The organism is Desulfovibrio aminophilus DSM 12254, assembly GCF_000422565.1.
In the GTDB taxonomy this organism is placed as follows: domain Bacteria; phylum Desulfobacterota; class Desulfovibrionia; order Desulfovibrionales; family Desulfovibrionaceae; genus Aminidesulfovibrio; species Aminidesulfovibrio aminophilus.
In genome coordinates this window covers 1-24,805 of sequence record NZ_AUMA01000015.1, presented here as the reverse complement: position 1 = coordinate 24,805, position 24,805 = coordinate 1, and the positions used below count along the sequence as shown (strand labels likewise).

Genomic DNA, 24,805 nt, shown 5'->3' with positions numbered 1-24,805 from the left:
CATGCAACCGACGGCATCCCTCACCCCGCTGTCGCGGCTGACCCTGCTGGTCTTCCGGGCGCAGCAGGCCATCACCCGCGACGGCGACCGGCTGGCCGCGCCCTGGGGCGTCACGGCCGCGCAATGGAAGGCGCTTGGCGCGGTGAGCCTGGCCGAAGGTTCCGCCACGGCGGCGGCAGTGGGGCGGCGCATGGGCATGAGCCGCCAGGCCGCGGCCAAGCAGGCCCGAATCCTCGCGGAGCGCGGCCTGCTGGAGCGCCGGGAGAACCCGGCGGACGCCCGGGCCCCGGTCTATTCCCTGACTCCGCTGGGCCGGGCGACCCTGGAGGAGATCGGCGCGGTCTGGTCCCGGCGCGGCACGACCCTGGCCAAGGGCCTTGACGACGCGGGCCTGGACGGGGCCTGCGGAGTGCTGGAGAACCTGCTGGACCGACTGGAGGGGCCGCCGGGCCCGCCCACGGGCTGGACCTGAGGCCCTCCCGTCGCGGCGGACGTCGAACAGTCCTTGAACCCCTTGAGGAGAACGGCCATGAACGACCTGCGCGAACGGCTCGACGGACTGCTGGAGGCCCTGGGCGGGGCCGAGGAGCCCGTCGGCGTGTTCTACTCCGACCGCGAACCGGCCCTGGGTTTCGCGCCCAAGCCCGGCCCGCCCATCTCCGCCGAGCTGGAACAGGCCGGGGCCATCGACTTCAAGGCCGTGTTCGAGAATTTCTCCTGCGTCCTGGGCAATGTCTGGATGTCCCGCAAGAAGGGCCTGCCCGCCTGGCTCACGGCCGAGCGCTACGGTTGTCCCGGGGCCTCGTTCCACTGCGGCTTCCATGCGCCCCAACTGGAATTCATCGCCCGCTACGTGTCCACGGGCGCGCCCCAGGCGGCCCCCGGCGAACGCTACCTGCCCTCGCCCGAGGCCGTGCGCGGCTACTTCGACGCCCTCTCGCCCCGGCCCGCGCCCGCCCGCGTCTGCGTGTTCAAGCCCCTGTCCCTGCTGGAGCCCGGCGAGGAGCCCGAGGTGGTCGTCTTCTTCGCCCGGGGCGAGGTGCTCGGCGGTCTCTGCCAACTGGCCTGCTTCGCCACCGGCGACGTGGAGGCCGTGGCCCTGCCCTTCGGCGCGGGCTGCGCGAGCATCCTGGCCTGGCCCCTGCGCTACCTGGAGCAGGGCCGCGAGCGCGCGGTGGTCGGCGGCCCGGACCCGTCCTGCCGCAAGTTCCTCAAGGTGGACGAGCTGACCTTCGCCGCGCCCTGGTCCCTGTTCCGCAAGATGCTCGACGCCTGGCCCGACTCCTTCCTGGCCCACCAGTCCTGGGAGGGACCGCGCAAGAAGGCCCTGCGCAGCCGCCGGACCTGGGGCGAGGACGGGACGGAGGCGGCGCGCGCCTGAGCCGCCGCGTTTGACACCCCGCCGCGTATGGCGGATAACGGGGCCGGAACCGTCGGAGGGGCCATGACCATCCTGTATATCCTGCTGGGCGCCACCGGCCTGGTGCTGCTCTGGCTCGTGTTCGTCTACAACCGGCTCGTGCGCGGCCGGAACATGGTCCGCGAGGCCTGGAGCGGCATCGACGTGCAGCTCAAGCGGCGCGCGGACCTCATTCCCAACCTCGTGGAGACGGTCAAGGGCTACGCCGGGCACGAGCAGGCCGCCCTGGCCCGGGTCACGGAACTGCGCGCCAAAAGCCTTTCCGGCGGCGGCGCGGCCGAGCAGGGCCGCGTGCAGGCCGAGCTGGGCCGGGCCCTCACCGGGCTCTTCGCCGTGGCCGAGGCCTACCCCGAGCTCAAGGCCGACGCCTCCTTCCGCCAGCTCCAGGGCGAGCTGACCAACGTGGAGGAGCATGTCCAGCTGGCCCGGCGCTACTACAACGGCGCGGCCCGCGACCTGAACATCGCCGTGGAGTCCTTCCCCAACAACCTCGTGGCCGGGGCCTTCGGCTTCCAGACCGTGGAATATTTCGAGCTGGAGGACGCGGCCGACCGCGCGGTCCCGGACGTGTCCTTCAAGTAGGCGGGCCCCCGTGCGGCGCGTCCTGTTCCTCTCCCTCGCCGCCCTGGCGGCCCTCTCCCTGTCTTTGCTTCACGCGCTCCCGGCCCACGCCGAGGAGGCCATCCTCTCCTACGAGAGCCGGGTCCGTGTCCTGGAGAACGGTTCCCTGGACGTCACCGAGACCCTGCGCGTGCGCGTCGAGGGCGAGCGCATCCGCCACGGGATCTACCGCGACTTTCCCACGGACTACGCCGGTCCACGGGGCCGGGCGGCGCGGGTGGGCTTCGCGGTCAAATCCGCCGAGCGCGACGGGCGGCCCGAGTCCTGGCATGAAGAGCGCATCCCCGGCGGCCGCCGCGTGTACCTGGGCTCCAAGGACACCCTGGTCAAACGCGGCACACGCGTCTGGGTGCTGCGCTACGTCACCGACCGCCAGATCGGCTTCTTCAAGGAATACGACGAGATCTACTGGAACGTCACCGGCAACGGCTGGCTCTTCCCGATCCTCTCGGCCCGGGCCGTGGTGGAGCCGCCCGCCGGGGCGGAAATCCTCGACGCCCAGGCCTACACCGGCCCCGAGGGCTCCACGGCACAGGACGCCCGCGTGGGTCTCGAGCCCGGCCGGGCGGTCTTCGAAACCCTCCGCCCCCTGCCGCCGGGCGAGGGCCTGACCGTGACCACGGCCTGGCCCAAGGGTTTCGTCGCCGAACCCACGACCCGTGAACAGGTCCGCGACCTGCTGGCCGCCGACGCCTCGGCGGGCGCCGCCCTGGCCGGATTCGTCGCGGTGCTCATCTACTATCTCATGGCCTGGAACATGGTCGGCCGCGACCCGGCCAAAGGCCCCATCGCGCCGCTCTTCGAGCCCCCGGCCGGGCTCTCCCCGGCGGCCTGCCGCGTGCTCTGGCGCATGGGCTGCGACCGCGCCTGTCTGGCGGTCACGGTGCTCTCGCTGGCGGCGAAAAAGGCCCTGAGCATCGACGGCCCGGCCCCCTGGTCCCTGGTCCGCTCCCCCGACACGCCCGCCGACCTGCCCCCCGAGGAACGCGCCGTGCTCGACCGGCTCTTCCTAAGCGGCCCCGGCCCTCTGGCCCTGGGCGGCCAGAACGCCGACGTGCGCGGGGCCGAGGCCGTCCTGCGCTCCCAGCTGTCCCGCGTCTCCGCCCGCCTGGGGTTCCGCGAGAATCGCCGCTGGCTCCTGCCCGGCCTGGGGCTGACCCTGGCGACCCTGGCGGCCGTGATCCTGTTCCTGCCCGCGGCCGAGGAACGCATCCAGGCCGGATTCCTGGCCCTCTGGCTGGGCGGCTGGACCGCCGGGGTCTGGACCCTCACCCTGCGCGCCCGCGACGCCTTCCGCGTCGGCTTCCTCAAGGGGCTGCCCGTGCTGCTCTTCGCCCTGCCCTTCTGGACCGGGGAGCTGATCGGCCTCGGCATCCTGGCCCGGGCCGCCGGACTCCCCACGGCCCTCGTCTTCCTGGCCGCCGTCTGCCTGAACGTGCTCTTCGCCCATCTGCTCAAGGCCCCCAGCGTGGCGGGCCGCAAGCTCATGGACGGCATCGAGGGCTTCCGGCTCTTCCTCTCCGTGGCCGAGCAGCACCGTCTGGAGGCGCTCAATCCCCCGGACCTGACCCCGGAAGTGTTCGAGAAGTATCTGCCCCACGCCCTGGCCCTGGACGTGGAAAACGAGTGGGCCGAGCGCTTCGCCGACCGCCTGCGCGCCGCCGGGCGGAACCCGGCCGACTACTCGCCCACCTGGGCCGGAAGCCACTGGCGCGGCGGACCGGGCGGACTCTCCCGCGACCTCTCCTCCTCCCTGGGCCCGGCCCTCTCGGCCTCGGCCGCGTCGCGAAGCTCGGCCCCGGGCTCACGCTCCGGCTCCTTCGGCGGCGGCCGCTCCGGCGGCGGTGGTGGCGGTGGCGGTGGCGGCGGCTGGTAGGGCTTCGCCCTTCTTCAAAAAGACGGAAAGGCGCTGTCCCTCCCCCGCCTTTCCATGACCCCTCCCCCGTCTTTCCATAATCCCCCGAAGGGGGGGCCTTCGGCCCTCATGAGAAAGACGGAAAGGCGCTGTCCCTCCCGGGCCTTTCCATGACCCCTCCCCCGCCCTTCCATAATCCCCCGAAGGGGGCGGAGCGTCTTTCCTGGATGGTCAGGCGGTCCTTGCCCTTCCGGTTGCGCCTCGGATTGCCGCACATCGCGCAGGAACACGGCACCCGGGTGCGCCCGGCCTTGCCGACGGCGCGGGGGGTGATCCAGGCTTCCTCGTACTGACGAAGGCGGCACATGCGCAGTCCCAGACGCTTGCGGCGGGCGATGTCTTCACGGTTCAGCATGTTTTTCCCCTCGTTCCGGCCGGAACAACTGAGAGGCCCCACGGGACGACGCGCGCGGGGGCCGCATTGACGTTGGCCCGCCCACGCGTTACGTTTTTTTGCCGCTTTTTTCGACTCCCGTTGCAGCGAGAGGATAAGCGCGCGGGCAGTATCCCGGGCCGCTTCACGCGGGCGACCCGGGGATTCGGGAAAAGCGGCTCTTTCATTTCCAGCGGGCGGAGACGTCCCAACGGAAACGACTCTTGGCGGCCGAGCGTGAACATGGGCGATCCTTTTCCGGCCGCCCTCCCCCGTCTTTCTATAATCCCCCGAAGGGGGCGACGCCGGGGCGGGAGTAGAAGATCTGGCCGTCGGACTCGATCGCGTCCAGCTCGCGTTCGCGGACCATGCGTTCCAGGGCCTTGCGCACCACGCCCGGGTCCGCGCCCAGGGCCCCGGCCAACTGGGCCAGGGTCTGCGGCCGACGGGCCAGGCTGGCGGCGAGCGCCTCGCACAGGCGGTTCTCCGTGAGCCGGGCCGAGGCCGACGCCTTGGCGCCCGGGCTGGAAGGCGCGGCCTGCGTCCCCAGGGCCTTGCGCCAGAGTCCCAGGGTGTGGCTGTCCACGGCCTCGGCCGAGTCCAGGGTGCCGGGCCGGGACAGGGTCACCACGTCCACCCGTTCGGGCTTCAGCTCCGCGCAGTAGTCCCGCAGCAGGTCGAGATTCTTCCCGGAATCGTTGTAGCCCTTGACCAGAAGCACCTCCAGGCAGAGGCGTCCGGGGAACTCCCGACGCAGATCCTGGATGCCCCGGGCGATCTCGGCCAGGCGCAGGGACCGGTGCGGCCGGTTCACGGCCTGGAACTCCTCCTCCACCAGACTGTCCAGGGAGGGCAGGATCATGTCCGCCGCGCCCAATTCCCGGCGCACGAGCGGGTCGGGCAGCAGGCTGGAGTTGGTCAGCACGGCCACGGGCACGCCGGGCAGGATGCTCCGGCAACCCGCGATGATCTCGGGCAGCCCGGAGTTGAGCGTGGGCTCGCCCGAGCCGCCGAGCGTGACCACGTCGGGGTCGTCGAAGCCCTCGGCCTTCCAGGAGCGGAGTTCGGCCAGGATGTCCCGGGGCGCGGCCCAGGGCTTGCGTTCGCGGGTGCGGATGGTCGTGGGGCCGACCTCGCAGTAGACGCAGTCCATGGAGCAGACCTTGGACCCCAGGAGGTCCAGGCCCAGCGAACGGCCCAGGCGGCCGGAGAGAACGGGTCCGAATACGTAGCGGTACATGGCGGGCTTGACTCCGGAAGGCCGTGCCGGTAGGCAGGGCGCATGATTCAACCTGGACAACTGGTAATCCTCATCAGCCCCAAGGGCAAGCGCTACATGCACAAGCTCGTCCCGGGCAACGAGGTCCATACCCAGGAGGGCAAGCTCCTCCTGGACGACGTGGCCGAGGCCGGGTTCGGCGGTTGCGCCCGCACCCATCTGGGCAAGCCGTATCTCGTGCTCAAGCCCACGGTGTACGACCTCATCAAGGGGGTCAAGCGCCAGACCCAGATCATGTACCCCAAGGAGATCGGCTATGTGCTGCTCAAACTCGGCATCGGCCCGGGCAGCACGGTCATCGAGTCCGGCACGGGCTCGGCCGGTCTGACCCTGGCCCTGGCCTGGTTCGTGGGCGACACCGGCAAGGTCTACACCTACGAGCGCCGCGAGGACTTCTTCAAGCTGGCCATGAAGAACCTCGACCGCGTGGGGCTGCTCCACCGCGTGGAGCAGGTCAACCAGGACATCGAGAACGGCTTCAAGCACACCGGCGCGGACGCCCTGTTCCTGGACGTGCGCGAGCCCTGGCTCTACCTCCAGCACATCCCCAAGGCCGTGCTGCCCGGGGCCATGTGCGGCTTCCTCCTGCCGACCACGAATCAGGTCTCCGACCTGCTGCGCGGCCTGGACGAGGGCCCCTTCGTGGAGACCGAGGTGCTGGAGATCCTCGTGCGGCGCTACAAGCCCGTGGCCGACCGCCTGCGGCCCGACGACCGCATGGTGGCCCACACCGGCTTCCTCATCTTCACCCGCTACATGGAGAAGCCCGAGCCCCTGCTCCTGCCCGAAACCGACGCCTCGGAGGTCGACCCCACGGAAATGGACCCGGACGAGGACGAGGCTTCGCCTCTTTCATAGAAAGGCCGGGAGGGGCGGTCGCTCCGGCTCGAATCAGATCACGCCACGGCGGCTCCGCGAGGGGCCGCCGTTTTGTTTCGCGGAACGTCCAGGAAGCAAGCCTCCCCCACCTCTTCGCCGGGGCCGCCTCCATCCCGCGCAGACGCTCGGCCGCCGGTTGATAGCCCAGCTCCAGGGCCCGGCGGTAGGAGGCCAGGGCCTTTTCCGTGTCCTTCTTCATGTGCAGCCCCTGGCGTTGCAGTTCGCCCAGGCCGTACCAGGCCATGCCGTAGTCCTGCTCCGCCGCCGCCTCCAGGAGCCGGACGGCCAGCTCGGGGTCTTCGCGGGGAGCCTCGCCAGCAAGAAGCATGGCCGCCGTCTCGTACTGCCCGGCGGGGTCGCCCTGGTTCGCGGACCGCCTGCACCACTCCCAGGCCTTCTTCAGGTCGCGCGGCGCGCCCAGGCCCTTGTCGTAGGAGATGCAGAGGTTGTACTGCGCCCCGGAGTGGCCCTGTTCGGCGGCCTTGCGCCACCAGGAATTGGCCGTCTCGGCGTCGGCCTTCACTCCCTGGCCCGCGGCGTAGGCCTGGCCCAGGCGGTACTGGGCGTCCGGCTGGTCGTGCCCGGCGGCCTTGCGCAGCCAGGTCATGCCCTTGCGGCGCTCCGTGACCGTGGGGGCCTTGAGCAGCATCTCGGCCAGGGCGAACTCGCCCAGGGCGTCGCCCGCCTCGGCGGCCTTGCGGTACCAGCCCGTGGCCACCACCGTGTTCTTCGGGGCGTGCACGCCGTTGGCGTAGACGTCGCCCAGGTTGACCATGGCCAGGGTGTCGCCGCTTCCGGCCGCCCGCTCGAACCAGTAGAGCATCCGGCCCTGGCTTTTGGGCACGCCCCGGCCCAGGCCGTAGAGTCCGGCCAGGTTGGTCTGGGCCCGGGCCAGGCCCTGGTTCGCGGCCAGTTCGAAGAGCTTCGCGGCCTCGGCGTCGTCCTGGGGCAGGCCGTTGCCGTGCAGGCACATCTGGGCCAGTTCGTAGCGCGCCCCGGCGTGGCCCTGGTCCGCCGCCTTGCGCAGCCACTCCGCCGCGCCGGCCGGATCCTTGTCCCGGCCCAGCCCGAACTTGCGGATCATGCCCAGGACGTACTGGGCCTCCACTCCTCCGGCCTCGGCCTCGGGTGTGAGCAGCCGCGCGGCCGTGGCGTAGTCCTCGGACTTGTAGGCCGCGAGGCCGTCGTCCAGCGGCCCGGCCAGGGCCGGGGCGGCGGTGGACAGCACGAAAAGGAACGCGGAAAGACAACCAAGGAGCGGGCGAAGCGGGCGCATGAGGTCTCCGGGGATGAGGTTTCGCCCGGCGGGCCGGAAACCCGCCGTTTTCGTCAGATCAGAACCATTTCCTCCTGGCGAAGAACACGGCCATGCCCACGCCCACCACGGCCATGAGGCCCAGGGAGGCGTAGTAGCCGTATTCCCAGTTCAGCTCGGGCATGTGCTTGAAGTTCATGCCGTAGACCCCGGCCAGGAAGGTCAGGGGGATGAAGATCGTGGCGATGCCGGTGAGGAACTTGATGATCCGGTTCATGCGCATCCCGGCCAGGGAGATGTGCAGGTCGAGCATGGCCGTGAGCAGGTCGTGCAGGGTCTTGACCTCGTCCACAACCTTGGCGGTGTGGTCCTTCACCTCGCGCAGATAGGCGCCGCAGGCCTCGTTGAATTCGCCCACGTCCTCGCTGGAGAGCTGGGCCAGGACCTCCTGCATGGGCCAGACCGCGTTGCGCAGGAAGAGAATCTCGCGCTTGAGCCGGTAGATCTCGTGCAGGGTGCTCTCGTCCGGGTTCTCGGCCAGCTCGTCCTCCAACTCCTCGGCCTCGGCCGCGATCTTGCCGAGCGTCACCGAGACCCGGTCCATGATCGAGTCCAGCAGGGCGATGACGATGTAGCCCGGCCCGGAGGTGCGGATGCGGCCCCGGCCCCGGCGCAGGCGCTGGATGATGGGCTCGCAGATGTTCTGGGCGCTCTCCTGGAAGGTGAGCACGTAGTCCGGACCCCAGACCACGCAGACCTGCTCCTCCAGCAGCTCGTACTTCTCGATCACGTAGTCCACGTTCTTGAGCACCAGGAAGACCAGCCCGCCGTCCAGCTCCTCGGCCTTGGGCCGCTGGGTGGTGTCCAGGACGTCCTCCAGGGTCAGGGGCGAGAGCCCGAAGTGCTCGCCCACGCGCCGCACCAGGTCGGGCTCGTGCACGCCCATGACGTTGATGAGCCGGACCCGGCCCTCCTCGGGCTCCGGGGGGAGCGCCGGAAGCTCCCGGCAGGCCTCGCTCACCTCGGCCGCGTTGAAGGTCAGGCAGGAGACGGCGGGCGCGAAGTCCCGGTCCTGGCCCACGTAGACCAGCAGTCCCGGGGATTGGCCCACGGATTCCGGCTTGCGGCGATGGAATGCGCGCATGACGAACCTCCCGGTCCCCGCTGTCCCACAAATCCCCCCCAAAGTGAAGGGGGGCTTCGCCCCATCAGGGAAAGGCAGGCGACTTCGCCGCTTCATGGAAAGGCAGGAAAGGGTCACGCCAGGCAAGATACGGGGAGGCACAGAGCCTCCCCGTATTTCCGAAACGCCCCGAGGGGGCTTACTTTTTGCGGGTGTAGATCCCCACGGACACGACCTTGGAGTCCTTGCCCGGCTCCATGTAGCGCAGCTTCAGGCGGTCCGTGGCCTTGTCGTACGAGCCGATGAAGATGCCGTCGTCGTCCACCAGGGTCATGGTCCCGTCCTCGTCGATCATGCCGAGCACGGTCTCCTTGTGCTTGGCGGAAAAGCGCTCGCCATAGAAACGTTCGCCGTCCTGGGCCGTGATGCGCAGGGTGAAGGCCACGCCCTCGGAAAAGACGGGCGAGGTGGCGGGCTCCCGGTGGCCCGGCTTGCCCATGACCACGGGCTTGCTCACGCAGGTCCAGTCGCCCTTGAGGTCCGGCAGGCCGCCCGCCCGGGCCGTGATCGCGCCGAGACACAGACACAAGGCTGCAACCAGCAAGATCATGATCCGTTTCATGAAGAACTCCTTGGGAAAAGGTTTCCGAATCGTTTCCAAGTACCGCGCTGCACCACCCCTTGCAAGCGGCTTCCCCGCATTGCGGGAAAACGGGAACCCGCTCCGCGTCTCCCCGAACCCGTCGGGGGAAAATACTCCCCATTCCGAGCCGGCCGTGCTAGATCATGAAGAGTCGAGAACCATTCGCGCGCCGGGGGATCGTCCGTGCATACCATCGAAGCCCTTCTGCCCCTGATCCAGAACATCTCCCTGCTTCTGGCGGCGATTCTCGTCTTCGACCTCTTCCCGCTCCGGGGCCGCCCCCGCGACGCCCTGACGGCCCGGGCCGCGCTGGGCCTGATCCTGGGCGTGCTGGTGGTGGTCATCATGCTCACCCCCTGGACGCTCCAGCCCGGGCTGGTCTTCGACACCCGATCCGTGCTCATCGGCATTTCCGGCCTGTTCTTCGGCACCATCCCCACGGCGGTCTGCGTGCTCATGGCCGCCGCCTACCGGCTGTACCAGGGCGGGGTGGGAGCCTGGACCGGCGTTTCGGTCATCCTGGCCTCGGGCCTCATCGGCGTGGCCTGGCGCTACCGCCGCAAGCGGCCGCTGCACGACGCTTCCTGGGGCGAACTGTACCGTTTCGGCCTGGCCGTGCACGCGGCCATGCTCCTGCTCATGCTCACGCTGCCCTGGGACACGGCCCTCGTCGTCCTCCGCCGCATCAGCCTGCCCGTGCTTCTGCTCTACCCCCTGGGCACGGCCCTGACCGGGGTGCTGCTGGTCAAACGGCTGCGCAACGCCCGCGTGCGGGCGGAGCTGGAGGAAAGCGAAACCCTGTTCCGCAAGCTCTTCGAGGACCACGCGGCCGTGAAGCTGCTCCTCGACCCGGAGACGGGCAAAATCATGGACGCGAACCGCGCCGCCGCGGAGTTCTACGGCTGGCCCAGGGAACAGCTCCAGTCCATGCGCATCCAGGAGATCAACACGCTCCCGCCGGAGGCGGTGCGCGAGGAGATGGCCAAGGCCCTCAGCGCACGGCGGCTGCGCTTCGAATTCCGGCATCGGCTGGCCGACGGCACGGAGCGGGACGTGGAAGTCCTCAGCGGGGCCATCGTGCACAAGGGCCGCAACCTCATCCATTCCATCGTCCACGACATCTCGGACAGCAAGCGGATGCAGGAGGCCCTGCGGGCCAGCGAAAGCTACCTGAAGAACGTGCTGGATTCGAGCAACGACGCCGTGTTCGTCGATGACGCGGACACCGGCGCGATCCTCGACGTGAACCGGGCCATGTGCGAGATGTACGGCTACTCCCGCGAGGAGGCTCTCGCCCTGTCCGTCGAGGATCTGAGCCTGGGCGAGCCTCCCTATTCCCAGAACGAGGCCCTGGAGTGGCTGCGCAAGGCCCGGGAGGAAAAACCGCAGACCTTCACCTGGCTGGCCAAGAAGAAGGACGGGAGCCTGTTCTGGGTCGAGGTGAGCATCCGCTTCGCGGTCATCGGCGGGCAGGGCCGCTTCGTGGTCCTGGTGCGCGACATCACCAGCCGCAAGCACGCCGAGGACGAACTGCGCCAGGCCAAGGAGGACGCCGAGGCCGCCAGCAAGGCGAAGTCGGAATTCCTGGCCATCATGAGCCACGAAATCCGCACGCCCCTGAGCGGCGTCATGGGCATGCTCCAGCTCCTGCGGGAGCCCGGACACGAGAACGAACAGGCGGAATGGGTGCGGGCCGCCCTGGAGGCCAGCCGCCACCTGAACCAGATCCTGAGCGACGTGCTGGACATCTCCAGCATCGAGTCCGGCAAGATGCATCTGCGCAGGACCCCGTTCACGCCGAAATCCGTCATCGCCCCGGTCCTGGGAGCCCTGGCCGAATCCGCACGGGCCAAGGGCCTCGCGCTCACGACCGAGGTCGCGCCGGAACTGTCGCGGCCGCTGCTGGGCGACGCGGGCCGCCTGCGCCAGATCGTCTTCAACCTGGTGGGCAACGCCCTGAAGTACACCGAGCGCGGCGAAATCCACATCGAGGCCTACCCCCTGCCCGTGGTCCCCGCCGGGGCCGACCTGGCCCTGCACATCGCCATCCGCGACACGGGCATCGGCATCCCGGACGAGAAATTGAAGATCATCTTCGAGCCGTTCACCCAGATCGAGAATCCCTACACCCGGCGGCAAGGCGGCGCGGGGCTCGGCCTGAACATCGTCAAACGCCTGGTGGATCTCATGGGCGGTTCGCTGGCGGTCTGCTCCGAACCGGAGGTGGGCACCGAGGTGCACGTCACCCTGCCCCTGGCCTTCGCCGAACCGGAGGCCGGCTCCGCGGCCCAGGAGGGTGATCCGGTCCCGACGCTTCCGCCCCTGCGGCTGCTCCTGGTGGAGGACGAGCGGCTCAACCGGCTGGCCGTGAGCCGGATGCTGGAACAGGCCGGACACGCGGTGATCGCGGTCGGAGACGGCCGCGGCGCCCTCGCGGCGCTGAAGGCCGAAAGCGTGGACGCGGTGTTCATGGACATCCAGATGCCGGACATGGACGGCATGGCGGCCACCCGGGCCATCCGGGCCGACGCCTCCCTGGGCGACGCGGCCCGCGTGCCGATCATCGCCCTCACGGCCCACGCCATGTCCGGCGACCGCGAACGCTTCCTGGCCGCCGGAATGGACGGCTACCTCTCCAAGCCCGTGGAGCGCGCGGAACTCGAACGCGAACTGGCGCGGGTGCTTTCCGAACGCCTCGCCTAGGGGGCTTCGCCCCGTCTCGGAAAGGCGAAAGAGGGCTTCTAGCGTTCCCGCGCCTTCCGGCTCCCCTCGTACAGCTCGTAGAGCAGCAGACGGCACTCGATCTTGGCGTTCCAGAACGGGATGCGGCGCGAGGGCTTGAGGCCCACGCACTTGGCCAGGTCCGGCTCGCCGCAGAGGATCGCGGCCCGGTATCCCCGGCAGCGCTGCTTGAGGAAGTCGCCCAGGGCCTTATAGGTCTCCCGGAGTTTCGCGACCTCGCCCAGGCGCGCGCCGTATTCCGGGTTCACGATGACGAGCCCGGCTCCGGGCGGGATCTCCTGCTCCCGGAAGTCGCGGACCTCCCGGCCCACCAGGGCCCCGACCCCGGCCTGGGCCGCGTTGGTGGCGGCGGCGTTCATCTGGCCGGAATCGATGTCCGAGGCCAGGACGCGGCCGCCGGGCAGCGTGGAGCGGGCCCGGGTCAGGGCGGCGTCGCGCAGCTCCTCGAAGGCCTCCTCGTCGTACCCCAACAGATGCATGGCCGCGAAGTTCTCGCGGCCGAGTCCCGGCGCGCGGTTCAGGGCCATGAGCGCGCCCTCGATGGCCAGGGTTCCCGCTCCGCACATGGGGCAGACGAGGTGCCCGCCCCGGGCCGCGATCTCCGGCCAACCGGCGGCCAGGAGCATCCCGGCGGCCAGGGTCTCCTGGAGCGGGGCCTTGCCGGGCATGGTGCGCCAGCCCCGGCGCGAAAGCGAGTCGCCGCCGGCGTCCAGGTAGACCGCCACGTCGGTGCCCTGCCAGTACAAGAACACGCAGGCCCGGCTTTGGTCCGGGCCGGAATCCGGGCGGCGACCCATGCGGGCCGCGATGCGGTCCACGATGGCGTCCTTGAGCCGGAGATTGGCGAAGCGCGAGTCGTTGACCGCCTCGGTGCGCAAAGCCGAGGCCACGGAGACGTACCCGTCGGCCGGAATCAGCTCCTCCCAGGGGATTGTCCCGGCCTCCCGATAGAGATCGTCCGGCCCCTTGGCCCGGAAGCGCGTCAGTTCATAGAGCGCCCGGTGGCCGGTACGGACCTCCAGGCTCAGGCGCAGACAGTCGAGGAGCGTGCCCCGGGCCTCCACGCCCGAAACCAGCTCCCGCACTCCCTCCAGCCCCAATTCCCGCATCTCCCGGCCCAGAAACGGCGGCAGGCCCTTGGGACAGGTCACGAGAACGGTGGATTCTTCATGCCAGGGATTCATGCCTCTCTCTTTCCGCCTTTCCGTTCAATCCCGGGCCGAGCCCGGGCGCGGGTCCAGGGGAGCGCGGCGCAGAAACGCATCCACCAGCCGCGCCAGTTCCCGCGGGTTCTGGTGCATCATCCAGTGCCCGCCCTGGGGAACCAGCTCAAAGCGCGCGCCGGGAACCGCCGCGGCCTGGGCGCGCCCGTCCAGCGGCGGGCATACCCAGTCATCTCCGCCGACCAGGAACAGCGCCGGAACGCGCAGGCCCGGCAGGCGCGCGGCAACGCCGGGCCAAGAGCAAAGCGCCGCGTATTGCCGCGCGGCCATGCCCTCGGGAATCGCGACGGGAGGCGGCATTGCGGCCCAGACCTCCGGATGCGCCGCCGCCCACTGCCGCGGGAACAGCGCCTCCTTGAGCTCCGCCGGGCTCATGGCGAACATGCGGTCCAGCATGGGCTTCACCCGCGCGCCGGAAAGCGGCGGCGCATACAGCACAAGCGCGCCCACCCTCTCCGGCCGGGCCAGGGCAAGCTCCAGGGCGACGCCACCGCCCATGGACCAACCGAGCACGTCGGCCTTGGCGATGCCCAGGACGTCCAGCAGGCGCGCGGCGTCCGCCGCCATGGCGGGCATGTCCACGGGCGCTCCGGCGGGCAAATCCGCGGCCGCGCCCATGCCCCGGTTGTCCATGAGGATGACCCGGCGGCCGGAGTTCAGCCCGCGCACGAACTCCCTGTTCCAGCCCTCGGCGCTCATAGCGAAGCCGGTGACCAGCAGCAGCGGCCGGGCGGCGTTGTGCTTCGGCGGCGCGGGCAGGTCGCGCCAGGCCAGGATGACGTCTCCCGCGCGCAGGGTGGAGGCGGCGGGCAGGCTTTCCGGCTGGGCGGAATCCGGCCCGGCGGCGGGCTTGGCCGAGGCGCAGGCCAGCAAAGCCAGCAGCAGGGCGGACAAAAGCCAAGGCAGCAATGGCGTGAAGCGCTGTCGCGGTGCGGGCATCATCTCTCCTCCGCCCCTGCTGGGCGGCCGGGATATGGGTCAAGGCCTGGATTGCGCGCAGCCTATGCAGGATGCCCGTCCACCGCAATGCCCGCCGGCCCTTCACGGATATTGCGCAAGCGGGTATCGCATTCATTCCCTTGACGAGGTCCGGGGGGCGGGCCCCCGGTTCCTCCCGTCCCGCCTAGACCAGCGCCGACAGATCGTAGTCGGTGCTCGACTCCACGCGGGCGCGGACGATGGCGCCGGGCCGCAGGGTCTTTTCCGGCGGGGCGGAGACGAAGGTCAGGCCGTCCACCTCCGGGGCCTGGAACCAGGCCCGGCCCCTGGAGAGCCCCGGCCATTCGGGATGCGGGCCCTCGATGAGCACGTCCATCTCCTCGCCCACGTAGCAGCGCAGGTGCTCGGCGCTGATCCCGGCCTGAAGCTCCATGAGCGCGGCGCGGCGCTCCTCCTTGACCCGGGCGCTGACCTGGGAGGACATGGCCGCCGCCGGGGTGCCCTCCTCGGCCTGATAGGCGAACACGCCCAGGTGGGTGAAGCGGACCTCGGCCACGAAGTCCATGAGGGCGCGGAAGCGCTTCTCGGTCTCGCCGGGGTAGCCGACGATGATCGAGGTGCGCAGGGCGGCCTCGGGGAAGCGGGAACGGATGCGCTCGACCACCAGCCGGGGGTCGGCGGCGAAGGGACGGCCCATGTTCTTGAGCACGTCCGGGTGGGCGTGCTGGAGCGGCACGTCGAAATAGGGCAGCAGGGGCGGCCCGGCCTGGCGCATGAAATCCAGCACGGAGTTCGTCAGCCCGGCGGGGTAGAGATACATGAGCCGCAGGCGGCGCAAGCCCGGCAGGGGCAGCAGGCGCGTCAGCAGGGGGCGCAGGCCGTTCTTCTCGCCCAGGTCGTGGCCCCAGGCGGTCACGTCCTGGCCCACCACCACCAGCTCGGGCACGCCCTGGGCCAGCATGTCGCGGGCGTCGGCCTCGATCTCCTCCAGGGTCCGGCTCACGTGCGGGCCCCGGATCGAGGGGATGGTGCAGAAGCGGCAGCGGTGGGAGCAGCCCTCGGAGATCTTCAGGTAGGCGTAGGCCGGGCCGGTGGAGAGACGGCGAGCGGCCGGATCGCGGAAGCCCCGGCGCGCGAGGGCCTGGGCGGCCAGCGCGGGCCACTGGGTCAATTCGCGGGTGGAGAGCCAGAGGTCCACCTCGGGCAGCTCGGCTCGCAGCTCGTCGCCGTAGCGCGAGACGAGGCAGCCGGTGACGGCCAGCACGGGCCGGGGCTTGGCGTCGCGCACGGCCTCGGCCAGTTCCAGGACGGTGGACACGGACTCCTCCACGGCCGGGCGGATGAAGCCGCAGGTGTTCACCAGGATGAGATCCGCCGCCCGGGGATCGTCCACGGCCGCCATGTCCGCGCCCAGGGCCCCGAGCATGCGCTCGGTGTCCACGCGGTTCTTGGGACAGCCCAGGCTCACGGTATGCACGTTGATCGTCGTCATCTCCCCAGCATATCCCGGATCAGCCCGGCCGCAAAGCCCTTCCCCCGCCCTTGCCCTGGGCCGCGGTCCGTGCCAATATGCCCTGTAGAGGAAAAGAGGGAGCGCGTGATGGAACCCCGGGCGTTGGACGAGGGCAAGCGGTACAAGGTCGGCGTCATCGGCAACAAGACCTCGCTCATGCCCTTCTGGGAACTGTTCGTGAGCCAGGGCAGCGGCCGCGTCCTGACCGAGCTGGGCCTCGTGGCGGCGGCCCTGCCGGGCGACGGCGTGGAGGGCGACCCCTTCGGGCCGGGCATGAGCCTGCCCATCTACCCCGACTATCAGGCCATGCTCGCCGCCCATCCCGAGATCAACCTCGTGCTGGAATCCACCGGCGACCCCGGCATCCTGCATGCCCTACGCCGCGAACTGCCCGCCGAGGTGGCCCTGGTGGAGCGCGACGCGGCCGGGTTCTTCGTGCGCCTGCTGACCACCGAGCAGATGTGGGTGGCCTGCAAGGTCGACCTCATGCACACCCAGACCCTGCTCAAATCCATCTCGGACCAGCTCTCGGACGAAATCTTCTTCCTCTCGCCCCAGGGCCACGTGCTGGACGTCAACGAGACCGTCAGCAAACGCCTGGGCAAGTCCAAGAAGGACTTCGTGGGCCGCCCCTTCCTGGAATTCTTCTACGGCCCGCACTGCCCGCCGCCGGACACGCCCTGCGAGACGCCCTTCGACATCACCGCCCGCACCGGCGAACCCTCGGAGGCCATCCAGACCGAGGTCGACGACACGGGCCGCATGCGTTACTACCGCATCTACACCTACCCCATCTTCGACGGGGCCACGCTGGTCAACGTGGTGGCCATGCGCCGCGACATCACCAAGCGCACCGAGATGGAGCAGCGCCTCCAGCAGTCGGAGAAACTCGCCTCCATCGGCCAGCTCTCCACCTACATCGCCCACGAAATCCGCAACCCGCTGTTCGCCATCTCCGGCTTCGCCAATTCGCTCATGCGCCAGGGCAACCAGGACCAGGCCGCGCGCGAAAAGCTCGGGATCATCCTGGAGGAGTCCAAGCGCCTGGACACCATCCTCAAGAGCATCATCAACTTCTCGCGCCCCACCGAGGGCCGCGAGGCCGCCGTGGAGCTGAACCAGGTGGTGGAGCAGACCATCGAACTCATGCGCGGGGATTGCGAACGCGCCGGAGCCAGGATCGCCTTCCAGCCCGCCGAAGGCCTGGCCCGGGCCAAGGCCGACCCGGAACTCATCAAGCAGTGCCTCATCAACCTGCTCAAGAACGCCGTGGAGGCCATGCCCGACGGCGGCGACATCACCATCCGCACCGGCATGACCCGCGACCACGTGACCCTGGAGGTCCGCGACACGGGCGAGGGCATCGCGCCGGAACTGCGCGACAAGGTCTTCTCGCCCTTCTTCTCCACCAAGGGCAAGGGTTCGGGCCTGGGACTGGCCATGATCCGCAAGATCATGGACGACATCGGCGGCAACGTGGACCTCCAGAGCAAGGAGGGCGAAGGCACCGCCGTGACCCTGCTCCTGCCCCCGGCCCTGGCCACCCATCCGCCGGACTCCCCCTTCGAGGGTGCATAGAAAGGCGGAAGCCTCTCCCGCCTTTCCGCAATGGGCCGAAGGCCCCCCTTCGGGGGCCTATGGAAACGCCGAGAGGCTCCCATCTCCCGCCTTTCTGGGACGGGCCGAAGGCCCCCCCACTTGCCGCCGCCCGGGTCTTGTGGGATGGTCGCGACATCCTGCTTTTCCATGATATTCCGTCGCGGAGGCGCCATGAGCGGCATCGTCAGCTCCACCTTTTTCAGCCCCACCCACACCAGCCGGACCATCGCCCGGACCCTGGCCGCCGAGTTGGCCCAGCGCCTCGGCAAGGCCGTGGAGGAGACGGACTGGACGCTCCCGGCCGGACGCGGCCACGCGCGCGCCCTGGGCCCGGACGACGTGCTCGTCCTGGGCTTTCCGGTCTACTCGGGCCGGATGCCCGAGCTGCTGGAGGCGAGCATGGCCGGGCTCACCGGACGGGGAACCCCGGCCGTGGTGGCGGCGGTGTACGGCAACCGGGCCTATGAGGACGCCCTGCTGGAGGCCCGGGACATGCTGACCGCCAACGGGTTCGTGGTCACGGCGGGCGGCGCGTTCATCGGCGAGCACTCGTTCTCGCGCAAGGTGGCCGCGGGCCGCCCCGACGCCGGGGATCTGGCCCTGGCCCGCGACTTCGCCCAGCGCGCGGCGGCCAAAATCGCCACAGGCGCACCGGCCGAGGTCGCGATCAGCGGCGATCGGCCCTACCGGGACCGCTGGCCCGGGCTGGTGGTGAAGCCCAAGACCACGGACGACTGCACCGAATGCATGACCTGCGCCGAGGGCTGCCCGGCGGGCGTCATCAGCTTCGACAACCCGCGCGAGGCGGGCGACGGCTGCCTGCGCTGCATGGCCTGCGTCAAGCACTGCCCGGCGGGAGCCAAGTACTTCGACGACGAAAAGCTCCTGGGCTTCGCCACCCTGCTGGAGACCAAGTTCATGGACCGCAAGGAGCCGGAACTGTTCGTGTAGGGGGAAGAACGAAGAACATAGCCCAGGGGCTCCGCGCCCCTGGACCCGCGCCAGGGCTTCGCCCTGGACCAGACGGAAAGGTAAAAAAGAAAGACAAGGGCTGAAGCTTTCGCTTCAGCCCTTGTCTTTCTTCATATTCTTGGCAAACGTTACTCGTTATGATATATAGCAAAAAATAACCTCCGAGGATAACAATGAAACGTCCACCATCACTAACTGAATCCCAAAAAAATAGGTTTGGCGTTCTGCGGCAGCAGCTTTTTGACGCTTGTATTCAAGGTGACACAGATAGTAGCAAAACAATAATGTTCGATTTGAAAAATTTGCTACTGCCAACTGGGCACCATACAAAATACTATGAAGTCCTTTTATATCACTGCGAGCTATTAATCTTTAAAAAAGACTATCGCAGCGCTGATAAATTTTTAACCGCAATCATTCGAAATACTGATTCAAATACACGTCTATTTCAAGAGTCCAGTATCTTATTATCAATAGCAAAATTGCACCTATCTGAATTGAACGCCGCCGAAGAGCACTTAAGGGCTGCTCTTCTTTCAAAAGCTATCACTAATATTGACAGAAGACGCCAATTCATAAAAAGGATATCAGAACGATTTGAGGAAGAGTCCCTTCTAGCGTCTCTCGGGTCTAAAGCTTTCAATTTTAATGCTGATGATATCATTAATGAAGTTCAACAAAACTGTATGGCGAACACAAGCGACGAACAACTTTTTGAAAATATTGGAAAATCAATTCCAGCGCACTCTATTGAATTTATGCAGCGCATTCATACAATGGCAAAAAATCAACTAACACACAATGAAAGATACATGCTACCTCCAGCGCCTGGAGCACAAGATTTTATTTGCCTTGGAAAGAGAATTTTTTCTGGAATCTCAAGACGTATTTGGGCAAAAATATGTCTTGATGACAGTACTGTAAAAAAAATCCTTGACGCTGCGCATAACCCATACACAATATCAACTATCATACTAACTGAAATAGTAAACCTAGAGATAGGTCATATGATCACCTTAATCTCTGCAAGTATAATAACATATATAATACGTAAACGCATTGATGTTTATTGCAAAAATCTAAAACCAGATTCTATTATGTCTCAAAGATACACCCGGTAGCTTATTAATATATAATACTATTATGCTGCCCGTCACTCATTAAAAAAACACCACTAATTCAATATCCCGCCTTCGTGATGATCGTTTCCAGGATGTGTTCGAAGACCTCTTCCGGGTCCAGGCGGGTGGTGTCCACGATCAGGCTTCAACTGGCGTGGAGCCGATGGGAGGAATTGAAATGAAGACGATGATCCCCTTCTCCCGGACCCGTGGGAAGCTCATGGACGATCCGGAATTCCGCAAGGAATACGACGCCCTCGGCGACGAGTTCGCGCTCATTTCCCAGGCCGTCGCCGCCCGGACCCGCGCGGGAAAGACGCAGGCGCAGGTCGCGGAGGCCATGGGCGTCTCCCAGCCCGCCGTGGCGAAGATCGAGGCGGGAAAGGTCAAGAACCTGGACACCCTCAAGCGTTATGCGTCCGCAGTGGGGTGCAGGATTCACCTGGAATTGATCCCGGGCTGAAAAACCGCCCCCGGCGTGCGGGAGAACTACGGCCTACAGCTTAGGAGGCTGTCGCTCTTTCTCACGGGCATTTCTCAATCCGCCTTCGTGATGATCGCTTCCAGGATGTGTTCGAAGACCTCTTCCAGGTCCAGGTCGGTGGTGTCCACGATCAGGGCGTCGGGCGCGGGTTTGAGCGGGGCCTCGGCGCGGGTGCGGTCCTGGCGGTCGCGGGCCTCGATCTGGGCCGTGAGTTCGGCCAGGTCCGCCGGTCGGCCCAGTTCCTGGAGCTGAAGAAAGCGCCGCCGGGCGCGCTCGGCCGGGTCCGCGTCCAGGAAGAACTTGTGCCGTGCGGCCGGGAAGACCACGCTGCCCATGTCCCGGCCCTCGGCCACCAGGGACGTGCCCCGGGCCAGGTCCTGCTGGGCCTTCTTGAGAAAGGCGCGGACCACCGGCAGCTTGGCCACGTTGGAGGCCCACATGCCCACGTCCTCGGTGCGGATTTCCGGGCCCAGGGCGCGGCCGTCCACCGTGAGCCGGGTCCGCGCGCCCGCCCCCTCCAGTCCGAAGCGGAAGCCCTCCAGACGGGCGGCCAGCCGTTCCTCGGGCCAGTCCCAGGAGCCCGGGCCGAGCAAAAAGCCCACTGCCCGGAACATGGCCCCGGTGTCCAGGTAGGCCAGCCCCAGGCGGCCCGCCAGCATCTTGGCCAGGGTGGACTTGCCGACCCCGGCCGGGCCGTCCAGGGTGACGATGACCGGCTCAGCCATGCAGCACCCCGGCCAGCTCGCGCAGGAAGATTTCATTCTCCTCCTCCGTGCCCACGCTCACGCGGATGCGCTCCGGCAGGCCGAAGCTCGCCAGGGGCCGGACGATGACCCCGCGCTCCAGCAGGCCCTGGAAGACGTCCTGACCCGGGCGCGGCGGAGTGAACATGAGGAAGTTGGCCTGGCTCGGGCCCACGGCGCAGCCCAGTTCCGTCAGCCCGGCGGCGAGCCGGTCGATGCCCGTGTGCACGGTCTCCAGGGTGGCGGCCAGGAAGGCGTCGTCGGTGAGTCCGGCGATGCCCGCGGCCTCGTCCAGCACTCCGATGGTGAAGGGGATGCGCGCGCGGGTCATGGCCTGGGCCAGCCAGGGCGGCATGACCCCGAAACCCAGGCGGAACCCGGCCAGTCCGTAGGCCTTGGAAAAGGTCCGCAGGGCGATGACGTTGTCGCGCTCCAGGGCCAGCGGCAGGCCGCTGTGCTCCTCCAGGGGCCGGGCGAAGTCCACGTAGGCCTCGTCCACGGCCAGGATCGTGTCCTCGGGCAGGCGGTCGGCCAGGGCGCGCAGCTCGTCCAGCCGGGCGGCGCGGCCCGTGGGATTGTCCGGGCTGGTGACGAAGACCACGGCGGTTTTCTCGTCCGCTGCCCGGGCCAGGGCCTCCAGCGGCAGGGGCGCGTCCGGGTCGCGAGGCACCTCGCGGCACTCCAGGCCGCAGAGCTTGGCCGTGAGCCGGTACATGCTGAAGGCGTGGCTCCAGCAGAGCACGTGGTCGCCGTCGCGGCCGACCACGCGCAGCAGGAGGTCGATCATCTCGTCCGAGCCGTGGCCCGCCACCACGCTCTCCACCGGCGCGCCCAGGCGGGCGGCGATGGCCGCCACCAGGGCGGGGTTGTGGTTCTGGGGGTAGCGGAAGCCCAGGGCGGCGGCGCGCTCGGCGGCCTTGCGGGCCAGGGGCGACGTGCCCAGGGGGTTCTCGTTGCTGGCCAGCTTGACCACGCGGGTCAGGCCGTAGCGGGCCTTGATCTCGTCGATGGAGAGGCCCGGGACGTAGGGCTTGAAGTCCTGGATTTCCGGACGGAGGCGGCGTGTGCTCATGATCTCGTTCCGATGTTGCAGACAAAGGGGACGGCCGAGGCCGTCCCCCTTCCAACGTCGTGCGCGTTGCGGGTCAAGCGGATCAGGCGGCGGCGCCGACCTTGGGCCGAATGGTCAGCACCGGGCACTTGGCCGACTTGACCACCTTCTCGGCCACCGAGCCGAAGAGGATGCGGTCGATGCCGCGGCGGCCGTGGGTGCCCATGATGATGCAGTCCACGCCATGCTCCTCGGCCAGGTTCAGGACTTCCTCGGCGGCGTAGCCGGTGACCACGCGGCCTTCCACGGGAACGCCCGCGAAGTTCTCGGCCAGGAAGGCGGACATGGTGGTGTCCGCGCCGGAGACGATCTCCCCGACGAAGTTCTCGATGGAGCTCGGCGGCACGTGGAAACCCACGTACTGGCTGAGCGAGGGGGCCACGTACAGGCAGATCACCGAGGCGTCCAGGGCCTTGGCCATGGTCTTGGCGTAGTCCGCGACCATCGGGCTGTGCTCGGAGAAGTCCACCGCGCAAAGAATCTTCTTGATGCTCGCCATGATCCCTACCTCCTCTTCCGCCAGGGCGGATTATGCGCATTGTGAGTGCTTTCTAAGAGATGCATGACAGAAACGGGCCGGATAGACAAGACCCCCGGCCTGGGCTAGGCTTTTCTCCACCCCCCGGAAGCGGCGGCAGATTCTTCCGGCGGGCTGAATAAAAAAAGGCGCATTTTCAGCACATTGCAAAAACACCCCTGGTTGGCAAAGTCCTTGCAGAAATGGCCGAAAACAGGATGAGGTGACACGATGAAGATTCATCCTGACTCCATCGAGGGAGTCCGGCAGGTCGAACAGACCAGGCCGGACAAGGCCGCGCGCACCGCCGAAGGCTTCGCGGGCCTGCTCGATCAGGAGGTGTCCAAGACCTCGGGATCACAGGCGAAGCCTGCCGCCCCGATCTTGCCGCCCCTGGTCGGACGGGTCTTCGGGACCGAGGAGGTCGCGGCGACCGCGAAGACGGGCGAGGGGTCGGCCGACGCCGCCGCCTCCCTGGACGGGCTCATGGACCGGTGGGAAAACTATGCCGCCGGTCTCGGGTCCGGGGGCAGCCTGAAGCAGGCCGAGGCCGCGCTCCAGGACATCGAGGCCGAGACCGGCCGGGTCAAGGAAATGGCCCAGGACGATCCGGGACTCAAGCCCATCGCGGACGAACTGGAGATCCTGGCCGCCACGGAAAGGGTCAAGTTCAACCGGGGGGACTACCTCTGATCGTCAGAGGGCGGTCCCCCCGCCCTATCCCTTAGTGTAACTCGCTGGTATCCTTGAGCTTGCTTCCCTACCCTGGATGCCTCGGTGTACCAGTTTAGGGGACCAGGATCAGCCCTGCCCCCTGCCCTTCCTGTGGCCGAAAGTTGCCCCGTGGTCAAGCTCGGCGGGTTGAGTCTCGCCCTGCTGGGTTGCCACGAGTTTTGCCGTCGAAATGTGAAAGGGCAATATCGACCTCTTTTTTGCCCACAGTTACCCCGTGCCGGGGGCCTCGCCCTGTGTGGTGGTGCCGTGACGTCCTGTAGGTGTGCCTTGTGACGATGCACCATGCCTGCAACCTCGGGGCGAAGTCAAGCAATCCTCCGCGCACTGCATGATGCCGAGGCGCTGACACCACAGAAGCGCCCTGTACTGCGTATCATGCCGTGCGTCCTGCTGTGCTGGACAGGACAAGCAAAGTCCTTCAGTTCTCCTGGGCTTGGGTGGTGTCCGGTCTCCGCGTTCGGGACGCGGCGCTCTCTCCCACGTCTCGATGCGAGAGGCTTGACCACTGAGCTTGATATTTGCAGCCTGGGCAGGCAGGGGATTAAGTCAAATCCTTCTCATGGAGAAATGACATTGGCATCCAATTCCTGGGCAGCGTTGGCCAAGCTTGTCCTAGCTATGCTTATCTGGGCGAGTTCGTTCGTCGCCTTGAAGTACGCCCTTAAGGGGTTTCACCCCATGGCTGTGGTCTTTGGACGCATGGTCGTGGCCGGTTTGTGTTTCCTGCCCCTACTCAAGGGTTGGCGTGGGAACGTGCGTTACTTGCCCGGCGACTGGAAATGGTTGTTCCTTATGGCCCTGCTCCAGCCATGTATCTGCTTCGTATGCGAGACCTTGGCGCTGACTTATACTTCCGCCTCCCAGGCTGGCATGATCTTTTCCACACAGCCCCTCATGGTCGCAGGTGCGGCAGTATTACTGCTCAAGGAAAAGATCACCTCACGAGCTGCCTTTGGCTTCGCCTTGGCCATCGCTGGAGCGATCTGGCTGTCTCTTGCGGGAGCAGCTACCGAATCGGCCCCGGCCCCAGCCTTTGGCAACTTGTTAGAGTTCCTCGCAGTGGCCTCGGTGGCAGGATATACGGTCCTTTTCAAGCGTCTCTGTCTCCGCTACCCCCCGCTCGTTTTGACCGCCATGCAAGCCTATATCGGCATCGCTTTCTTCCTGCCCCTGGCCATCGCCTTTCCTTCCACCGTTAGCCCGGATGTCCCTCTGATGACCCCGGCCTTAGCCATCATCTACCTCGGTGTTTTTGTCACCCTTGTCGGGTACAGCCTCTATAACATGGCTGTCAGCCGCATCCCAGCAAGCAGGGCTGCCGCCTTCACCAACCTCATCCCTGTGTTTGCCGTCCTCATGGGGCAGTTCGTACTTGGCGAAACCCTCACCCCAACACAGTATCTTGCCGCCGCCCTGACCTTAAGCGGTGTCATCCTCAGCCAAACATGACCTGCCAATTCCCTTTGTCAGTAGGTCACGTTCAAGCTGCGCAACCCAAGGAGCATCGCGTCCTTCATGCCACCTGCTAAGCTTGCACGGTTGGCTAGTCTCCATGCCAAGGGCGCACCATGGCCATCGCTTGACAACACACAAACGAT

At 67.4% G+C, this 24,805-nt stretch carries 23 protein-coding genes; 12 read left to right on the top strand and 11 right to left on the bottom strand.

The genetic code is table 11. The features are described 5' to 3' along the window. Nucleotide 1: 1 nt before the first annotated feature. The 4 genes from H587_RS21255 (at nucleotide 2) to H587_RS0110135 (ending at nucleotide 3,917) form a co-directional block, all read left to right on the top strand. Nucleotides 2–472, top strand: a complete 471-nt coding sequence (locus tag H587_RS21255) for a MarR family winged helix-turn-helix transcriptional regulator (RefSeq protein ID WP_051202646.1) — start codon at nucleotides 2–4, stop codon at nucleotides 470–472. A gap of 57 nt (nucleotides 473–529) precedes the next feature. Next, nucleotides 530–1,381 (top strand): DUF169 domain-containing protein, encoded by an 852-nt coding sequence (locus H587_RS0110145; protein WP_027176174.1) that lies wholly within the window; start codon nucleotides 530–532, stop codon nucleotides 1,379–1,381. A gap of 63 nt (nucleotides 1,382–1,444) precedes the next feature. Further along, nucleotides 1,445–2,002 carry a LemA family protein gene (locus H587_RS0110140; RefSeq protein WP_211219501.1) on the top strand — a complete coding sequence of 186 codons (558 nt, stop codon included), beginning with the start codon at nucleotides 1,445–1,447 and terminating at the stop codon, nucleotides 2,000–2,002. 10 nt (nucleotides 2,003–2,012) lie between these two features. After that, nucleotides 2,013–3,917: a DUF2207 domain-containing protein gene (locus H587_RS0110135; protein WP_027176172.1), complete on the top strand. Its 1,905-nt coding sequence runs from the start codon at nucleotides 2,013–2,015 to the stop codon at nucleotides 3,915–3,917. A 106-nt stretch (nucleotides 3,918–4,023) separates the two neighbouring features. Here the strand turns inward: H587_RS0110135 and H587_RS0110130 are convergent, their stop codons facing one another. Beyond that, a complete protein-coding gene (locus H587_RS0110130; RefSeq protein ID WP_027176171.1) occupies nucleotides 4,024–4,311 on the bottom strand; it encodes a hypothetical protein in 288 nt (95 codons plus the stop codon). A 298-nt stretch (nucleotides 4,312–4,609) separates the two neighbouring features. Beyond that, complete coding sequence (locus H587_RS18150; protein WP_051202645.1) at nucleotides 4,610–5,569, bottom strand: radical SAM protein; 960 nt, start codon at nucleotides 5,567–5,569, stop codon at nucleotides 4,610–4,612. Nucleotides 5,570–5,611: 42 nt separating this feature from the next. On the opposite strand from H587_RS18150, the gene H587_RS0110120 reads away from it, so the two are divergent. Beyond that, nucleotides 5,612–6,466, top strand: coding sequence for a tRNA (adenine-N1)-methyltransferase (locus H587_RS0110120; RefSeq protein WP_027176170.1), 855 nt, complete (start codon nucleotides 5,612–5,614; stop codon nucleotides 6,464–6,466). Here the strand turns inward: H587_RS0110120 and H587_RS0110115 are convergent. From H587_RS0110115 to H587_RS18145, 3 genes are all read right to left on the bottom strand, one after another. Further along, on the bottom strand, nucleotides 6,354–7,763 hold the full coding sequence (locus tag H587_RS0110115; protein WP_027176169.1) for a tetratricopeptide repeat protein: 1,410 nt from the start codon (nucleotides 7,761–7,763) through the stop codon (nucleotides 6,354–6,356). The genes H587_RS0110120 and H587_RS0110115 overlap by 113 nt on opposite strands. A 58-nt stretch (nucleotides 7,764–7,821) precedes the next feature. Then, nucleotides 7,822–8,886, bottom strand: coding sequence for a magnesium/cobalt transporter CorA (gene corA / locus H587_RS0110110; RefSeq protein ID WP_027176168.1), 1,065 nt, complete (start codon nucleotides 8,884–8,886; stop codon nucleotides 7,822–7,824). A 178-nt stretch (nucleotides 8,887–9,064) separates the two neighbouring features. Beyond that, on the bottom strand, nucleotides 9,065–9,487 hold the full coding sequence (locus H587_RS18145; RefSeq protein ID WP_051202644.1) for a hypothetical protein: 423 nt from the start codon (nucleotides 9,485–9,487) through the stop codon (nucleotides 9,065–9,067). A gap of 204 nt (nucleotides 9,488–9,691) precedes the next feature. Here H587_RS18145 and H587_RS18140 point away from each other — a divergent pair, with 204 nt between their 5' ends. Next, nucleotides 9,692–12,211 (top strand): PAS domain S-box protein, encoded by a 2,520-nt coding sequence (locus H587_RS18140; RefSeq protein ID WP_034609175.1) that lies wholly within the window; start codon nucleotides 9,692–9,694, stop codon nucleotides 12,209–12,211. Nucleotides 12,212–12,249: 38 nt separating this feature from the next. Here the strand turns inward: H587_RS18140 and H587_RS0110095 are convergent, their stop codons facing one another. The 3 genes from H587_RS0110095 to rimO form a co-directional block, all read right to left on the bottom strand. Continuing rightward, nucleotides 12,250–13,434 carry a THUMP domain-containing class I SAM-dependent RNA methyltransferase gene (locus tag H587_RS0110095; RefSeq protein WP_027176167.1) on the bottom strand — a complete coding sequence of 395 codons (1,185 nt, stop codon included), beginning with the start codon at nucleotides 13,432–13,434 and terminating at the stop codon, nucleotides 12,250–12,252. 24 nt (nucleotides 13,435–13,458) lie between these two features. Then, nucleotides 13,459–14,412 (bottom strand): alpha/beta fold hydrolase, encoded by a 954-nt coding sequence (locus H587_RS0110090; protein WP_169432769.1) that lies wholly within the window; start codon nucleotides 14,410–14,412, stop codon nucleotides 13,459–13,461. A 184-nt stretch (nucleotides 14,413–14,596) separates the two neighbouring features. Further along, nucleotides 14,597–15,904: a 30S ribosomal protein S12 methylthiotransferase RimO gene (gene rimO / locus H587_RS0110085; RefSeq protein WP_027176165.1), complete on the bottom strand. Its 1,308-nt coding sequence runs from the start codon at nucleotides 15,902–15,904 to the stop codon at nucleotides 14,597–14,599. A 108-nt stretch (nucleotides 15,905–16,012) separates the two neighbouring features. On the opposite strand from rimO, the gene H587_RS18135 reads away from it, so the two are divergent. The 4 genes from H587_RS18135 (at nucleotide 16,013) to H587_RS0110070 (ending at nucleotide 20,080) form a co-directional block, all read left to right on the top strand. Then, nucleotides 16,013–17,503 carry a two-component system sensor histidine kinase NtrB gene (locus H587_RS18135; protein ID WP_051202643.1) on the top strand — a complete coding sequence of 497 codons (1,491 nt, stop codon included), beginning with the start codon at nucleotides 16,013–16,015 and terminating at the stop codon, nucleotides 17,501–17,503. Between the two features lie 192 nt (nucleotides 17,504–17,695). After that, nucleotides 17,696–18,475, top strand: a complete 780-nt coding sequence (locus H587_RS0110075) for a 4Fe-4S dicluster domain-containing protein (protein ID WP_027176164.1) — start codon at nucleotides 17,696–17,698, stop codon at nucleotides 18,473–18,475. Nucleotides 18,476–18,669: 194 nt separating this feature from the next. Beyond that, nucleotides 18,670–19,617: a hypothetical protein gene (locus H587_RS20600; RefSeq protein WP_156904514.1), complete on the top strand. Its 948-nt coding sequence runs from the start codon at nucleotides 18,670–18,672 to the stop codon at nucleotides 19,615–19,617. Nucleotides 19,618–19,795: 178 nt separating this feature from the next. Beyond that, the gene (locus H587_RS0110070) at nucleotides 19,796–20,080 is read left to right on the top strand and encodes a helix-turn-helix transcriptional regulator (RefSeq protein ID WP_245560862.1); all 285 of its coding nucleotides are present in this window, start codon (nucleotides 19,796–19,798) and stop codon (nucleotides 20,078–20,080) included. Nucleotides 20,081–20,154: 74 nt separating this feature from the next. Here H587_RS0110070 and cmk read toward each other — a convergent pair whose 3' ends face one another. From cmk to H587_RS0110055, 3 genes are all read right to left on the bottom strand, one after another. Then, entirely contained in the window at nucleotides 20,155–20,826 is a 672-nt protein-coding gene (gene cmk, locus H587_RS0110065; protein ID WP_027176162.1) for a (d)CMP kinase, read from the bottom strand. Beyond that, a complete protein-coding gene (gene hisC / locus H587_RS0110060) occupies nucleotides 20,819–21,916 on the bottom strand; it encodes a histidinol-phosphate transaminase (RefSeq protein WP_027176161.1) in 1,098 nt (365 codons plus the stop codon). The genes cmk and hisC overlap by 8 nt, the downstream gene beginning before the upstream one ends. A gap of 82 nt (nucleotides 21,917–21,998) precedes the next feature. Further along, a complete protein-coding gene (locus H587_RS0110055; protein WP_027176160.1) occupies nucleotides 21,999–22,454 on the bottom strand; it encodes a universal stress protein in 456 nt (151 codons plus the stop codon). Between the two features lie 249 nt (nucleotides 22,455–22,703). Between H587_RS0110055 and H587_RS0110050 the strand changes: the two genes are divergently transcribed. Further along, on the top strand, nucleotides 22,704–23,165 hold the full coding sequence (locus H587_RS0110050) for a hypothetical protein (protein ID WP_027176159.1): 462 nt from the start codon (nucleotides 22,704–22,706) through the stop codon (nucleotides 23,163–23,165). A gap of 540 nt (nucleotides 23,166–23,705) precedes the next feature. Continuing rightward, nucleotides 23,706–24,656 (top strand): DMT family transporter, encoded by a 951-nt coding sequence (locus tag H587_RS0110045; RefSeq protein WP_245560804.1) that lies wholly within the window; start codon nucleotides 23,706–23,708, stop codon nucleotides 24,654–24,656. Nucleotides 24,657–24,805: the final 149 nt, after the last annotated feature.